Origin of the sequence: Bacillus sp. B-jedd (assembly GCF_000821085.1) — a bacterium.
Lineage (GTDB): Bacteria > Bacillota > Bacilli > Bacillales > Cytobacillaceae > Bacillus_D.
Genome location: NZ_CCXR01000001.1, coordinates 2,922,986 through 2,938,101 on the forward strand (window position 1 = coordinate 2,922,986; position 15,116 = coordinate 2,938,101).

The 15,116-nt window shown below is 46.1% G+C and carries 14 protein-coding genes; all 14 read right to left on the reverse strand.

The window, feature by feature from the left end:
* Positions 1 to 81 precede the first annotated feature (81 nt).
* On the reverse strand, positions 82 to 543 hold the full coding sequence (gene nrdR / locus BN1002_RS14570) for a transcriptional regulator NrdR (protein WP_048825993.1): 462 nt from the start codon (positions 541 to 543) through the stop codon (positions 82 to 84).
* 107 nt (positions 544 to 650) lie between these two features.
* Complete coding sequence (locus tag BN1002_RS14575) at positions 651 to 1,046, reverse strand: hypothetical protein (RefSeq protein ID WP_048825995.1); 396 nt, start codon at positions 1,044 to 1,046, stop codon at positions 651 to 653.
* A gap of 135 nt (positions 1,047 to 1,181) precedes the next feature.
* Positions 1,182 to 1,556, reverse strand: a complete 375-nt coding sequence (speD, locus tag BN1002_RS14580) for an adenosylmethionine decarboxylase (RefSeq protein WP_048825997.1) — start codon at positions 1,554 to 1,556, stop codon at positions 1,182 to 1,184.
* A gap of 315 nt (positions 1,557 to 1,871) precedes the next feature.
* The gene (locus tag BN1002_RS14585; RefSeq protein ID WP_048825999.1) at positions 1,872 to 2,903 is read right to left on the reverse strand and encodes a glyceraldehyde-3-phosphate dehydrogenase; all 1,032 of its coding nucleotides are present in this window, start codon (positions 2,901 to 2,903) and stop codon (positions 1,872 to 1,874) included.
* Positions 2,904 to 3,194: 291 nt separating this feature from the next.
* Positions 3,195 to 3,797: a dephospho-CoA kinase gene (gene coaE / locus BN1002_RS14590; protein WP_048826001.1), complete on the reverse strand. Its 603-nt coding sequence runs from the start codon at positions 3,795 to 3,797 to the stop codon at positions 3,195 to 3,197.
* A gap of 18 nt (positions 3,798 to 3,815) precedes the next feature.
* Entirely contained in the window at positions 3,816 to 4,448 is a 633-nt protein-coding gene (ytaF, locus tag BN1002_RS14595) for a sporulation membrane protein YtaF (RefSeq protein WP_048826003.1), read from the reverse strand.
* 165 nt (positions 4,449 to 4,613) lie between these two features.
* Entirely contained in the window at positions 4,614 to 5,441 is an 828-nt protein-coding gene (gene mutM, locus BN1002_RS14600; protein WP_048826004.1) for a DNA-formamidopyrimidine glycosylase, read from the reverse strand.
* Positions 5,442 to 5,471: 30 nt separating this feature from the next.
* Positions 5,472 to 8,111 (reverse strand): DNA polymerase I, encoded by a 2,640-nt coding sequence (gene polA, locus BN1002_RS14605; protein WP_048826006.1) that lies wholly within the window; start codon positions 8,109 to 8,111, stop codon positions 5,472 to 5,474.
* Between the two features lie 66 nt (positions 8,112 to 8,177).
* Positions 8,178 to 9,947 carry a two-component system histidine kinase PnpS gene (pnpS, locus tag BN1002_RS14610; protein ID WP_048826008.1) on the reverse strand — a complete coding sequence of 590 codons (1,770 nt, stop codon included), beginning with the start codon at positions 9,945 to 9,947 and terminating at the stop codon, positions 8,178 to 8,180.
* Positions 9,944 to 10,660: a response regulator transcription factor gene (locus BN1002_RS14615; protein ID WP_048826010.1), complete on the reverse strand. Its 717-nt coding sequence runs from the start codon at positions 10,658 to 10,660 to the stop codon at positions 9,944 to 9,946. The genes pnpS and BN1002_RS14615 overlap by 4 nt, the downstream gene beginning before the upstream one ends.
* A gap of 109 nt (positions 10,661 to 10,769) precedes the next feature.
* The gene (locus BN1002_RS14620; protein ID WP_048826012.1) at positions 10,770 to 11,246 is read right to left on the reverse strand and encodes a MaoC/PaaZ C-terminal domain-containing protein; all 477 of its coding nucleotides are present in this window, start codon (positions 11,244 to 11,246) and stop codon (positions 10,770 to 10,772) included.
* 280 nt (positions 11,247 to 11,526) lie between these two features.
* Entirely contained in the window at positions 11,527 to 12,465 is a 939-nt protein-coding gene (mdh, locus tag BN1002_RS14625) for a malate dehydrogenase (RefSeq protein WP_048826014.1), read from the reverse strand.
* A 45-nt stretch (positions 12,466 to 12,510) separates the two neighbouring features.
* A complete protein-coding gene (gene icd / locus BN1002_RS14630) occupies positions 12,511 to 13,779 on the reverse strand; it encodes an NADP-dependent isocitrate dehydrogenase (protein ID WP_048826016.1) in 1,269 nt (422 codons plus the stop codon).
* A gap of 150 nt (positions 13,780 to 13,929) precedes the next feature.
* Entirely contained in the window at positions 13,930 to 15,045 is a 1,116-nt protein-coding gene (gene citZ, locus BN1002_RS14635) for a citrate synthase (RefSeq protein ID WP_048826018.1), read from the reverse strand.
* Positions 15,046 to 15,116: the final 71 nt, after the last annotated feature.

Sequence of the window (15,116 nt, forward strand, 5' to 3'; positions counted from 1 at the left end):
TCCCGGCCAGCCAGAAAAACGAGGCATCCGCTCATCTTAAGCGAATGCCTGCCGGCCTGACCTATGTAACGGAAACTTCCTTCAATTCGATTCTTTTTTTATTAGTTCCTTTAATTCCTCTATAAATACATTGATGTCTTTGAACTGCCTGTATACGGAAGCAAATCTGACATAAGCCACTTCGTCTACCGCCGACAGCCTGTCCATAACCATCCTGCCAATGACATCACTATTGATCTCGGATGTCCCCTGGCTGCGCAATTCCTTTTCAACATCACCGGTAATATCCTCAAGTTCTTTCAATGACACCGGGCGTTTTTCGCATGCCTTAATCAAGCCGCGCAAAATCTTGTCACGGCTGAACTCTTCTCTTGTTCCTTCTTTTTTCACGACGATAAGCGGAATTTCCTCAACTTTTTCAAAAGTTGTGAAGCGATAGCCGCATTCCTCGCACTCACGCCTCCGCCTTGTGGAGCGTCCTTCATCCACTGGCCTGGAATCAAGGACTCGTGTTCCATTATTCTGGCAAGCTGGGCATTTCATCTCGATCAACTCCATTTACTACCGGCTATCCTAAACCGTCGATACCGGGGTGAAATCGTATTCCCATCTCATTTAATCTTATATAAAAGCATGTCTTTACACAAGGATTATTCGCTGTTTCGGCCGGAACCAATAAATGTATTTGACTTATCGAGTTCCTGGTAAAGCCTGATGATTTCACGCTTCAGGCCTGAATAGTTTCCCATGATGGCTGGGCGTTCTGTCGAAAGATGGAAATCAACAGCTGTTTCAAAGGGCCGGACCGTTACAATTGTGGCAATAAGAAAGCATGGAACCGGTTTTTTGATGTCACAGGCAATCTCCCCGCGCTCCTTTGAGGAATCCACCACCGTATAGCCGGGGCGATTTTTAAGGATTTCTCCCAAGTTCCTGAAGATGGTATCCTTGTTGGCTCGGTAATAATGGGATTTCAGCTCACTATCGGGATGCCCCTCTTTCGTTTCACAAACATTACTAAAACGCTTAAATAAATTTTTCAGCAAGATTCTTCCTCCATTGGCTTTTACTGTGCCGCCCGTTTCTTCAACAGGCCATTTATCATTAATTTTAGTTTACATCTTTATCGCAAAAATAAAAAGAGGCGGTAATCCGCCTCTGGTTTTTTCATTCATTTAATTTTATAGTGCTTGTGACTGTTTTACCCGGACAGGTCCCATACCGCGCGGAAGTTCAATATTCTCGCGTGTTTCGGCATTCAATGCTTCAGCAATATAATCTGCCGCGACATTTGGATTCAAATCGCCGCATGTGTAAACATCGATGCTCGCATAACCATGTTCAGGAAAGCTGTGGATGGTTAGGTGGGATTCAGAAATAATGACTACCCCGCTAACTCCCTGTGGTGCAAATTTGTGAAATGCCACTTCCCGGATTTCAGCTCCAGATTTCAATGCAGCATCTACGAAAGTTCTTTCAATAAATTCCATGTTATTCAGCTTTTCAAAGTCGCATCCCCACAGTTCGGAGATCACGTGGCGTCCCATTGTTTCCATATTTAATTATCCCCCTCTAACGTTTTCGTTTCATCCCTGAAACCATGAATTGACGGTATGCAGTCATTACCACGGGGGAAAGTTAGTCCAGAGAGGTCCTAACCCTTTAAGTAATCAGCTGCACCCTAATTTCAAGAAGTTCACGATGACTAGTATACGATGTTTATATATTTTTTGCAACCTATCAAAAATAAATTAATATTTGTTTTGCATGATTGGTTATATGGCTGACTTCCATCTCTGTTATTGTCTAGCCGATTGAAGTGGAACTTGTTATTGCCCAAATAAAAAACTGCCATGGCGGCAGTTTTATTATTACCCTACTTTAACTTTTGAAGCGGATCCGATTTGATTTGCTACGTGAAGCACCAAGTCTACCACTCTCGAAGAATAGCCCCACTCATTATCATACCAGGCAAGGACTTTGACTTTCCTTTTGCCCATCACCATCGTTGATAGACCATCAATGATGGCGGAATGAGTATTAGTATTGAAATCAACAGAAACGAGCGGCTCATCTGTGTAATCAACGATTCCTTTCATTTCCCCACGTGATGCTTCAATAAACAAAGAGTTAATCTCTTCTAGCGTCACATCGGTTTTCAAGTCAACAACAAGGTCGACGAGGGAGACATTCGGCGTCGGGACCCTCAGTGACATGCCATGAAGCTTTCCTTTCAATTGAGGCAGCACGAGAGCGAGTGCTTTTGCTGCTCCTGTGGTCGTTGGGATGATTGACTGGCCGCAAGCCCTTGCACGCCTTAAATCCTTATGGGGATTGTCGATGTTTTTCTGGTCATTAGTATACGCATGCACTGTCGTCATCAACCCGTTTTCAATACCGAATTTATTATCGAGCAACTTAGCGACAGGAGCAAGGCAGTTAGTTGTACACGAAGCATTTGAAATGACGTGATGTTCTTCAATATTTAAAGCATCTTCATTTACTCCCATGACAATCGTAATATCTTCATCTTTTCCAGGCGCGGTAATAATAACTTTCTTTGCGCCTGCTTCCAGATGAAGCGCTGCCTTGTCACGAGAATTGAATTTTCCGGTTGCTTCAATCGCTATGTCAATATTTAGTTCTTTCCATGGCAGTTGTTCGGGATTTCGGTTGCTCAGCAGCTTAACACGCTTCCCGTTGACAATCAGTTCATGATCCAGAGCAATGACATCCCCCTGAAACGGTCCATGGGTTGTATCATATTTAATCATGTGTGCCAATGTTTCCGCAGGATAACTGGCATTGATAGCCACTACTTCAATATTTTCTTCAGAGATGGCTTTTCTGAAAACCATTCTTCCAATTCGTCCAAAACCATTAATCGCGACTCTCGCCTTCATAAAACGGCTCCTTCCACACTATGTTATACTTTTGTATGCCCTTTCATGTAATTAGTATAACATAATTGACGAGAACTGTGAGAAATAATATCTCGGTTTTTGCAACTTTTCTTATGAAATTTCTCTTTATGAGTCTAGCAGAAAATTATATGTCTGAACGCGTTGTACTCCCGTTGTTCATCAGACAGATCACGGGGGAAAGGTTAGGCGGCTTTCCCTGCATTCGCCCACCTCACAATTAATCCCACACAAAAAAAGGCTCCCTCTCTGGAAGCCTTTCTCTCTTTTAATTTACAACTCGGCGCCCCATTTATACAAAATCTCAACCAATTGTTTTTTTGTTTCCTCTAAAGGGCCGTTATTGTTAATGACGGCATCGGCGAGTGCCGCTTTTTTGTATAAAGGCATTTGCGAAGAAATCCTCGCCTCCGCCTCTTCTTTTGAAAAGTCATTTCTCGCCATCAGCCTACTAAGCTGGATTTCCCTGTCAACAGTGACAACTAATGTTTTATCAGCTAGATGGACAAGATTCGATTCGAATAGCAGTGGAATATCGAGGATGACTATATGAGCCCCGGCTTCCACTGCGGCCTTTTGCTTTTCAGCCATCCGCCGCCGCACTTGCGGATGGACAATCGAATTCAATAATCGCCTCTTGGCCTCATCATTAAAAATGATTGCTCCTAGCGCGGGCCTGTCAATACCCCCATCCGGCAATAGAAGCCCCTTGCCGAATGCTGCGACAATTTCCTTGTAGGCCTGCTCCCCTGGTTCAACGGCAAGCCGGGCTTCCTGATCGGCGTCAATGACCGGTATACCCATTTCTTTGCACATATTTGAAACAGTGCTTTTGCCGCTTGCAATTCCGCCTGTCAATCCTATAATGAGTGCCATATCTTTTTACCTCGATCGTTATAATTTCCAGATTCCGATTACGATGAGCAGCATGCCTGGAAGAAAGGCGATTTTCTCGCACCAGCGCCATTTTGAAAAATAAGCGCCGCATTTTATTCCCGCGTACACAAAACCAGAGCTCATCACCGCTGCCGCTAATGAAAGGACAACCGGCGGCAAACCGATCATGGCCGCTCCTATCCCCGCTCCAAACGAATCCAGTGACAGTGCGAGCCCCAACAGGATTGCTTCAATACCTGTAATGGTTCCCGAAAGGTCGAAGTCTGCAGAAAGAGGCTTCTTTAAAATCTTAATAACCAGGCCCAAAGAACGGATTTCATAATTGACAATCGTTCTCTCTTCATTGCCTGATTGGCTTTCCTTTGATGGCCTGAAAAATTGATAGAGGACCCATGCCCCCAGCAAAATGAGGATTAATCCACCAGCCATCTCCGCCACCCAGCCAGGCAGCCAGGCGCTAGCCAGCTTTCCCGCCGCTACCGCGGTAAACATCGACAGCGCGGAACAACAGGCAATGATTAAAGCAGATTTCCAAGGAAGAGCCATTTTCCGCAAACCATACGTAAACCCTACACTGAAACTATCCATACTGACTGCAAATGCGAGCAGAAATACCGGAAAGTAACCCATAGCCTGACTCCTTCCTGCCAAATACTACGATAGTATATGGAAGGAAGCAGTCCCATGTTAATGCTATAGGCAACGGACTTTTATTCAAACCGAATCCAGGTTTCCCGATAAAGCCTGCTACATAAAGAAACACTTGCCCACAAACCAAAATAACAAGCTGGCGGCTTAAAGCTTTTGGCAGTTAGGGCAATAGTGGGTGCCGCGTCCTCCCACTACACCTTTGGAGAGGGGGCCGCCGCATTTTTTGCATTCCTCGCCCTTACGTCCGTAAACAAGCAGGTCAAGCTGGAACATACCGATCTGCCCCTGCGAATTCACATAGGAACGGATCGTGCTTCCGCCCTTTTCCACGGCCTCGCCGAGTGTCGAGACAATTTCACTATATAATTTTGCGATCTCTTTCTCGTTAAGCGAATTAGCCAGCCGCTCGGGATGGATGCCGGACCTGAACAGTGCCTCATCTACATAGATATTCCCAAGCCCGACTAAAATCTTCTGATCCAAGAGGGCGGTCTTCACTTTCCGGTTGGTCCTGCCAAGCCGTTCTGCTAGATGCGCTACCGTAAACTCCTCCGAGAACGGTTCAGGGCCCAAGCCAAAGAGAGGCGGCTGTTCAAATTCCGTACCCTTCAAAAATAAATGCAATGTCCCAAACTTGCGGACGTCCCGATATCTTAATTCCGTTCCGTCCTCAAATTTGAAGATCGCATGTGTATGCTTGTCCACCGGATCAGCTGCATCGGATACCGAATATTTTCCTTCCATGCGCAGATGGGAAATGAGGGCAAAATCCTCGGTATAAAAAATGAGGAATTTCCCCCGCCTCCCAATTGCCAGGAAACTTTGTCCCTTCAACGCATCGGTAAACTGGGCTGTATCAACCGGATTTTTCACCATTTTTGGCCAAAAGACCGATACGCTGCTGATTCTTTTTCCAATGAGGAGCTGCTCAAGTGTCCTTCTTACCGTTTCTACCTCAGGAAGTTCCGGCATAGCCAGCCCCCCTTTCTAATCAAAAATAAACTATTTTGCGTCGTACCACGTTGGTCCGTACGAGTAATCAACCATTAATGGAACCTTTAATTCAAGCGCATTTTCCATTATTTCAGGAACAAGCTTTTCCAGCTTCTCCACTTCATCCTTCGGCGCTTCAAAAATCAGTTCATCATGCACCTGAAGAAGAAGCCTTGAACGCAATCCGTTGCTTTTCAATGCATCGGCCATATCAATCATTGCCTTTTTGATAATATCCGCCGCGCTTCCCTGGATTGGCGTATTCATCGCTGTCCGCTCGGCAAAGCTTCGCAAGTTAAAGTTTCTGCTTGTAATTTCCGGGATGTATCTTCTTCTTTGCATCAGGGTTGTCACAAATCCCTGCTGCTTGGCGACCTTAATAATATCATCCATATAATCCTTCACGCCCGGATAGCTGTCCAGGTATCTTTCAATAAATCGGCCAGCCTCCTTCCTGGTGATGCCAAGGCTTTGAGAAAGCCCGAAATCGCTTATTCCATATACAATCCCGAAATTAACTGCCTTTGCATGGCGCCTCATATTTGAGGTGACCTCATCGGCATCAACGTGGAAGACTGCCATTGCCGTTTTTGTATGGATATCCTCACCTTCGCGGAAAGCCTCTATCAATTTTTCATCATTGGCAATATGGGCAAGTACCCTTAATTCAATCTGCGAGTAGTCGGCAGCGAAAATGACCCAGTCCTCTTCCGAAGGGATGAAGGCTTGTCTAATTTTCCGGCCTTCCTCCAGTCTGATGGGGATATTCTGGAGATTTGGATCAGTTGAACTGAGCCGCCCTGTCGCGGTGAGCGCCTGGTTGAATCTCGTGTGCACTTTATCCGTTTCCGGATCCACAACCTTCAGCAGCCCTTCGATATAGGTGGATTGCAGTTTTCCGAGCTGTCTGTAGTCCAGAATCAAACGGATAATTTCGTGGTCATCCGCAAGTTTTTCAAGGACATCAGCCGAAGTGGAATAACCTGTTTTCGTCTTCTTGCCGGAGGGCAGCCCCAATTTCTCAAAAAGGATGGCCCCAAGCTGTTTCGGTGAATTTATATTGAACTTTTCGCCAGCTTTTTCATGGATTTGCTCTTCAATTATGGCAAGCTTCTCTTGAAGCTCGCTCCCCATTGTTTTCAGCCGCTGGATATCCACTTTAATTCCGGTGGATTCCATATCGGCCAGCACGAGCGTTAATGGCATTTCCAGCTCTGTAAACAGCTCAAATTGGCTGTTTTCCCGTAGATCTTTTTCAAGAAGGGGCTTTAACTCACTGATTGAAATAGCCTTCCTGACAAGATGCCTTCCCAACTCGGGCTCTGCAGGTACCTTTCTCTTGGCCCCGCGTCCATAAAACGCATCGTCCGCTTGGACATTCCGGAGCCCATATTTTTTTTCTATTGTTGAAAGGTCATCTATATTGGCTGCGGGATCAATAATATAGGATGCGATAAATACATCAAATGAAACCCCTGCCAAATGGATGCCGCGCCTTCTTAAGGCAACCTCGGAGGCTTTTGCATCATAAACAACCTTTTCTTTCGTTTCATCCTCAGCCCACTTTTTGAAAGCATCCGATTCAAGTGCGAGCGATACAGGGAAGTAGTACTGCCCCTTTTCGCTCACAACCGCAAATCCGATTATGTCTGCGTAATAATAATTATCCTCCAAAATCTCAACATAGAGGGATGTCTCGCCGCTAAACATTTCCTCCGTAATTTCCTCAGGTACACTAAACTCAATATCATCGAGTTCTGTTTCTGTTTCTGGAGAAGGCCCATCACCGCCAAATTTATCGAGCAGGGAGTTGAAGCCTAGCTCCTTAAAGAGCGAAAGGACTTTCTCCCTGTCGAACCCTTCATAGGAAATATTGCCGAGGTCCACCTCAATAGGCGCTTCCCTTGTAATCGTTGCAAGCTCCTTGCTCATGACTGCCTGTTCCTTGAACTGCTCGAGTTTTTCCCGAAGCTTCTGTCCGCTTACTTTATCGGTTGATTGGAGAAGATTCTCGAGTGTCTCGAACTCTTTCAAAAGCTTGATCGCCGTTTTCTCACCAACCCCCGGAACTCCGGGGATATTATCGGACGCATCCCCCATCAAGCCTTTCATATCAATGATTTGCCATGGTTCCAGTCCATACTTTTCCTTTATATGTTCAGGGGTGTACTCCTCAATGTCAGTAATACCTTTCCTTGTGATCCCCACAGTAGTCCTGTCGGAGGAAAGCTGCGTCAAATCCTTATCACCGGAAATGACCCTCACCTCAAAGCCGTCTTTTTCGGCCTGGAGGGACAGGGTGCCAATTATGTCATCCGCTTCATAATTTTCAAGTTCGTATCTAGGAATTTGATATGCATCCAATAGTTCGCGAATGAAAGGGAACTGCTCAGACAATTCGGGCGGAGTTTTTTGCCTTCCCCCTTTATACTCACTGAATGTCTTATGCCTGAACGTTGTTTTTCCGGCGTCGAATGCAACCAGCATATGAGTCGGTTTTTCATCCTCAAGAATCCTCATCAGCATCATCGTAAAACCGTAAACGGCATTCGTATGGATGCCTTTATCATTGTTGAGGAGCGGCAGGGCAAAGAAAGCGCGGTAGGCAATACTGTTCCCGTCTATTAACACAAGCTTTTTCTTTTCCAAATTTCATCCTCCTGTTCTTTGCAAAACCAGGCCGGTTCCGGTCATACAGCTTTTGCAGAAGTGTTCTTAAAAGCGATTTTTAGGCTTCCCCCGAAAGGATTTCCTGAATTCGAGGATGAACTCGGTTCCTTCACCCGGGGTGCTCTTCACTTTAATTTTGCCTCGGTGGGCCTCGACTATATGCTTCACAATCGCGAGGCCAAGTCCCGTTCCTCCTGAGTTCCTGCTGCGGGCCTTATCAACGCGGTAAAAGCGCTCAAAAATCCTCGGAAGCTCTTCTTTCTCTATTCCAATCCCCGTATCTTTCACTGAAACACGGATGCGTTTTCCGGCATCCTTCATTTTCAGTGTCACCTTGCCACCGACAGGTGTATAGGCAATCGCATTGGTTAGCAAGTTTAGGACAACCTGCCTTAGCCTGAATGAGTCTCCTTCCATCTCAAGATGATCAGAATCGGATTCAAGTTCGAGAAGGATATTCTTCTCTGTAGCTTTTCCATCCACGATTTTTACAAGTTCCTTGAGCATCGCGGATAAATCGAAGTGAGAAATATCAAGCCTGAAATTCTGCTGTTCGATCTTTGAGAGCTCGAGGAGATCTTGAATGAGCCTTTGCAGCCTGTCACTTTCTTTCAAAATGATAGTCAGGAACTCTGTCAAAGCCTCCTCATCCTTCATCGCTCCATCCAGCAATGTTTCTGCGAATCCTTTAATGGAGGTGACAGGCGTTTTTAGTTCGTGCGATACATTCGCAACAAAATCCTTCCTGACCTGTTCCAGTTTTTTTAGTTCGGTTATATCGTGGAAAACTAGCAAAACACCTTTCCACACATTATTTGTTCCAATAATCGGTAAAGTTGAAACATCAAAATATCTGCGCTCGTAGGAAACTGGCAGGATGAGCTGTTTCCGCTGCTTTTGTTCGGTCATGAATATTTCTTCAATCATTTCCCTTACTTCAAGAAACGGAATCGCTTCATAATATGGCTTATCCAAAAGGTCGTCTGAATCTATCTCGAACAATTCCTTATAGCCTTTATTAATCAAATTGATATAGCCGCGGCTGTCAATAAGTGCCAGTCCGCTACCGATGTTCTCGATTAACGCGGCAAGCCGTTCCTGTTGCACATCACGGGTTTTCTCCAGCTCCTCTAAATTCCTGGCGAGCGTATTGATGGAAGTGCTTAAAAGCCCGGTTTCATCCCTTCGGTCGGTCACATACGTACGAGCCCGGTAATTGCCTTTTGCCAATTCAAGCGCAACATTTGCTGCCGATTCAATAGGTTTCGCATAACGCCCTGTAATCCGCATGCTAATCAGGATAATAATGCCAAGGGCTAATCCAAGGCTGATGAAAAGGAGCCACCAAATTTTCTTATACGCATCTTTAATCTGGCTTGATGTCAGACTTAAAAATAAATAGCCTTCTATCTCCCCGTCTTTCTTGATTTCAGTCCAGTAATAATGGACTTCCTGCCCATCCCCCAATTTAAAAATCCGCTTTTTCTTGCCGGAAGCCAGTTCAGATTTCAAATCGACTGGGTCTCCCAGCCTTTCCTGAGTGGAGTATTGGATAGTCCCATTTGTATCAGCCAAAATGATTCCCGCCCCAAGACGCTGGCTGAACTTTCCGAGTTCTACCCGGTCAGCTTCCGCCAGCCCGCCATAATCCTCGATGTACATTCGGATCAGGCTGCTTTCTTTTTCCAGCCTCTCATAAAAGGAGTCTAGATAATAATTTTTAAAAAGCTGACCGAGAAGGATGCCAAGTCCAAGCAGGACGCCGACAATGAGGAGAACCATGGCGATTAGGAGCCTTGTCCTGTATTTTGTCATTCCCCTTTTGGATCCTCCATTTTATAGCCCAATCCGCGGATGGTTTTTATATAATCGGGTTTTTTTGTATCCTGTTCAATTTTTTCTCTTAAATGGGATATATGTACATCAACAATCCTTGTATCGCCTGCAAAATCATAATTCCATACCGTGCTGAGAAGCTGGTCCCTTGTCAGTACACGGTTTTTGTTTTGCGCAAGGCAATTCAGAAGTTCAAATTCCTTTAATGTTAACGTAAGGAGTCCGCCTTTAAAGAATGCTTCGAATCTTTCGGGATAAATCCTTAAGTCTCCGATGACGATCGCTTCTTCTTCCTCCGGCTCAACAAGCTGCTTTTCCTGGTATTGTTCCGTCCTGCGGAGAATCGCCTTTACCCGGGCGAGTACCTCACGCGGGCTAAACGGCTTAACCATATAATCATCGGCACCAAGCTCGAGCCCTAATATTTTATCGAGTTCGTCATCCTTTGCTGTAAGCATCAGAATCGGAATCATGACCTTTTGCTGGCGGAGCCGCTTGCAAACTTCGATGCCGTCAATACCTGGAAGCATGAGATCCAGAATGATCATATCAGGGCTCTCATCGATTGCCCTCCTCTTCCCTTCCTCACCATCCATCGCGGTAAGGACTTCATAACCGCCCTGCTCCAGATTATACTTCAGCAAGGTTACAATCGATTGTTCATCATCCACTACAAGAACTTTTTTCTTCATACCAGACCTCCGGAAATAAGTTGAACCCCACGTTTTATTGCTCCCCTATCTATACTATAGCATACTATTTTTGCCTTCAAGAATAGAAGAAGGGCAGCCGAAGCTGCCCCTAAAAGTTTTCAAGTGCACTGCCATCCATTTCTTTAAGCCGATGGGGAGGACAGACCTTCAATTTTCCGCTGACGACGATTTGTCCGTTTCCTTCTGTTCCTTCGACAGCGATAAAAACAGCGTGGTTTTTCTTGTCCACTTCTATCACTTCGAGGAGGAAATCCACTGTCCCATAATGGTAAACGGGTTTCGGGAATTCAAGATCCTGTGCCATCACATGGCTGCCGGGCCCCGGGAGGTATTTTGAAATGGCGGAAGTGATGATGCCCACTAGCATGAACGAAGGGACAACAGGTTTTCCAAATGGGGTTTGCGAAGCGTAATCATGCTGGATATACAATGGATTCGCATCATTGGTCAGTCCAAGATACAGCAATAAATCCCTGTCTTCGATTTTCTCGGTCAGGGCCAGTTTTTCCCCCACCGAAATTTCCTCTATCCTTCTGCCTAGCTTTCTTTTTTTTCCTAAAAGCATGGTCTGCACCCCCTGCATAGCCTTTTATTATAAGGCTTTGTTATCCTTGATTGCTGATTTCCACTCCGGGGACATGCTTTCCGCGGGGCGGACCGTGGAGCCTCCTCGGCGTCCTAGACGCCTGCGGGGTCTCCACGTGCCGCTTCATCCCGCCGGAGTCAGTCCCCTCCGTTCCAATCAGCTTCATTGATAATCAAAAATTAGCTTTAACTGAGCCTATTATAAAAAAATGGATATAGGCAAAAATTCGGGGGATATTCCCCCGAATTTTTCCTGGCTTTTATGCGAGTACTGCCATTACGCTGCGGACTGATTCGGCAGACCTGTCAAGGGCAGCTTTTTCATCCTCTCTCAATTCTAGCTCAATGATCTTTTCAATACCATTGGCCCCCAGAATAGTCGGAACCCCCAGATAGATGCCTTCATAGCCATATTCACCTTCGAGATAGGCAATTGACGGCAGGACTCGACGCTGGTCCTTCAGGATGGCTTCACACATTTGGACAAGAGACGCTGCAGGCGCATAATAGGCGCTGCCATTGCCAAGCAGGTTGACAATTTCGCCTCCGCCTTTTCGTGTGCGCTCAACAATTGCTTCAAGGCGGTCCTTTGGGAGGAGGGCCTCTAGCGGAATCCCTCCGGCATAGGAATAGCGTATAAGTGGAACCATGTCATCCCCATGTCCGCCAAGTACGAAACCGGTAATGTCTTTAACAGACAAATTCAATTCCTGTGCAATAAATGTACGGAACCTTGCCGTATCAAGGACCCCTGATTGGCCGATGACACGGTTTTTAGGAAATCCGCTTTCTTTGAAAACCGTATACGTCATTGCGTCCACCGGATTTGTCAGGACAACAATGAAGCAGTCGGGGGAATACTTTACAACTTCTTGTGCAACACTCTTCATGATTTTCTGGTTAGTCTGGACAAGGTCATCCCGGCTCATCCCCGGTTTGCGGGCGATGCCCGCTGTAATAACGATAATATCGGAGTCCTTCGTATCCTCATAACTGGCTGTACCCGTCACATTGGCATCGAATCCCTGTACAGGACCTGCCTGAAGCATGTCGAGGGCTTTCCCTTTAGTCGGATTTTCCATTTGCGGTATATCGACAAGTACGACGTCCCCTAGCTCTTTCTGGGCAAGAAGGAAAGCGGTGGTCGCACCCGTGAATCCTCCGCCAATCACTGAAATTTTTTTGCGCTTCAAAGTCATTGCTGGTTCCCCCCTGGGTTTGGATTTCAATTTAGCACGCCTTTATTACTCCATGTTCTTAATCAGTTCATCACCGAATTCGGAGGTTTTCACTTCTTTAGCGCCATCCATCAGGCGGGCGAAGTCATATGTCACAACCTTGGAAGCAATTGTTTTTTCCATTGATTTTACAATCATGTTCGCGGCTTCATTCCAGCCCAGGTGCTCAAGCATGAGAACGCCCGACAGAATGACCGAAGATGGGTTCACTTTATCAAGACCCGCGTATTTCGGAGCTGTACCATGTGTGGCTTCGAAAATAGCATGTCCTGTTTCATAATTGATATTGGCGCCTGGCGCGATCCCGATACCGCCGACCTGTGCAGCCAATGCGTCAGAAATGTAATCGCCATTCAAGTTCATCGTTGCGACAACATCAAACTCTTTAGGACGTGTCAGGATTTGCTGAAGGAAGATATCTGCGATGGCGTCCTTCACAATGATTTTTCCGGCCGCTTCTGCATCTGCCTGAGCTTTATTCGCTGCATCGGTGCCTTCTTCATCTTTGATGCGGTCATACTGGGCCCAAGTGAAGACTTTATCGCTGAATTCTTTTTCAGCAAGCTCATAGCCCCAGTTTTTAAATGCGCCTTCAGTGTATTTCATGATGTTTCCTTTATGTACGAGCGTCAGCGATTTGCGGCCTTCCTTGATCGCATAATTGATGGCTGCGCGTACTAACCGGGAAGTTCCTTCTTCCGAGACAGGCTTAATGCCGATTCCTGATGTTTCCGGGAAACGGATTTTATTGACTCCCATTTCTGTTTGAAGGAAGTTAATCAGCTTTTTCGCTTCATCGGATCCTTTTTGATATTCAATTCCCGCATAAATATCTTCAGTATTTTCACGGAAAATAACCATGTCTGTGTCCTGTGGCCTTTTAACTGGTGAAGGCACGCCTTCGAACCATCTTACTGGGCGCAGGCAGACGAAAAGATCAAGAACCTGGCGTAACGCAACATTCAGAGAGCGGATTCCTCCGCCAACAGGAGTTGTCAAAGGCCCCTTAATCGCAATCAAATATTCATTGATGACATCAAGGGTTTCTTGTGGAAGCCACTCCCCTGTCTGGTCAAACGCTTTTTGTCCGGCGAGGACTTCCTTCCAGGCGATTTTTTTCTCGCCCTTGTAGGCTTTTTCAACTGCTGCATCAAGAACTCTTACAGATGCGGCCCAGATGTCAGGACCCGTTCCGTCTCCCTCGATAAAAGGAACAACAGGATTGTTTGGTACATTTAATACTCCATTTTGAACCGTAATTTTTTCACCTTGCATTGTCGATTCTCCCTCCACTGTTCAAACATAAAGGTTAGAAGGCGGCCTCCTAACCTTTCAAATATCGGAACCGGCTGGCCAGCCCCGGAATTTCCATTGCATACTTATTACAACAATTTTTCCGGCAAAAGTAAACTAATCCGCTAAGGATCAGCGCATACCAATCGGAACGTATTTTTGCATACCCGGGCCGTTGTACTCTGCGCGCGGACGAATAAGCCTATTATTGTCATATTGCTCAAGAATATGGGCGAGCCAGCCGGAAACACGGCTAATGGCAAAAATCGGTGTAAATAAATCATGGTCGATGCCAAGGCTGTGATAGACAGAAGCAGAGTAGAAATCAACGTTTGGCGGCAAGTTCTTCTCGCCAGTGACAATTTCCTCTATCTTTGTTGACATCTCATACCAATGAGGCTCCCCTGTCAGAGTCGTCAATTTTCTGGACATTTCCCTTAAATGCTTCGCGCGGGGATCGCCTTTCCGATAAACCCTGTGCCCAAATCCCATGATCTTTTCTTTTCTGTCCAGCTTTTCCCTAACATAGGTTTCAGCATTTTCAAGTGAACCGATTTCGGTCAGCATTCTCATGACTGCTTCATTCGCTCCCCCATGCAGAGGGCCCTTTAGCGCGCCAATGGCGGCAGTGACGCCGGAATAGACATCCGAAAGCGTCGCCACACATACCCTGGCTGTGAAAGTGGAAGCATTCAATTCATGATCGGCATGCAGGACAAGCGCCTTATCAAACGCTTCGATTTCAATTTCATCAGGATCCTTGCCTGTCAGCATGTACAGGAAATTGGCCGCGAAGCCAAGATCTTTCTTAGGAGCTATAGGCTCAAGCCCTTTTCTCACTCTCGCAAAAGCAGTCACCAATGCTGGCATCTTCGCCTGGAGCCGGACCGCTTTCCGGAAATTGGCTTCTTCGCTCATGACATCGGCTTCATCATCGTAAAGGCCAAGGAGCGAGACAGCCGTCCTTAAAGCTGCCATAGGATGGACATCTTTTATCGGATACATTTTGAAATGGTCCAGAACTTCTTTCGGAAGCTCAGCTTCCGCGGTCAGCTGTTCTTTCAATTCATTCAGTTCAGCCTCCGTCGGCAGCTTTCGGTGCCATAATAGATAAATGATTTCTTCGAAACTAGCATTTTCCGCAAGATCATCAATATCATAGCCAACATACGTTAATGTATCATCGATGATCGAGCTGATGGAGGATGTTGTTGCCACAACCCCTTCAAGTCCACGTGTTACTGACATGCCAAATCTCTCCTTTGCAATCTGTAATTTCTCTGCCATACCTTCATAGTGCATCTGGCCGGGAATGTTCC

Bases quoted from the DNA above. Each gene is read 5' to 3' on its own strand.
- nrdR (WP_048825993.1), bottom strand. From the start codon at position 543: ATGAAATGCCCAGCTTGCCAGAATAATGGAACACGAGTCCTTGATTCC.
- speD (WP_048825997.1), bottom strand. From the start codon at position 1,556: ATGGAAACAATGGGACGCCACGTGATCTCCGAACTGTGGGGATGCGAC.
- BN1002_RS14585 (WP_048825999.1), bottom strand. From the start codon at position 2,903: ATGAAGGCGAGAGTCGCGATTAATGGTTTTGGACGAATTGGAAGAATG.
- coaE (WP_048826001.1), bottom strand. From the start codon at position 3,797: ATGGCACTCATTATAGGATTGACAGGCGGAATTGCAAGCGGCAAAAGC.
- ytaF (WP_048826003.1), bottom strand. From the start codon at position 4,448: ATGGGTTACTTTCCGGTATTTCTGCTCGCATTTGCAGTCAGTATGGAT.
- mutM (WP_048826004.1), bottom strand. From the start codon at position 5,441: ATGCCGGAACTTCCTGAGGTAGAAACGGTAAGAAGGACACTTGAGCAG.
- pnpS (WP_048826008.1), bottom strand. From the start codon at position 9,947: ATGACAAAATACAGGACAAGGCTCCTAATCGCCATGGTTCTCCTCATT.
- BN1002_RS14615 (WP_048826010.1), bottom strand. From the start codon at position 10,660: ATGAAGAAAAAAGTTCTTGTAGTGGATGATGAACAATCGATTGTAACC.
- BN1002_RS14620 (WP_048826012.1), bottom strand. From the start codon at position 11,246: ATGCTTTTAGGAAAAAAAAGAAAGCTAGGCAGAAGGATAGAGGAAATT.
- mdh (WP_048826014.1), bottom strand. From the start codon at position 12,465: ATGACTTTGAAGCGCAAAAAAATTTCAGTGATTGGCGGAGGATTCACG.
- icd (WP_048826016.1), bottom strand. From the start codon at position 13,779: ATGCAAGGTGAAAAAATTACGGTTCAAAATGGAGTATTAAATGTACCA.
- citZ (WP_048826018.1), bottom strand. From the start codon at position 15,045: ATGTCAGTAACACGTGGACTTGAAGGGGTTGTGGCAACAACATCCTCC.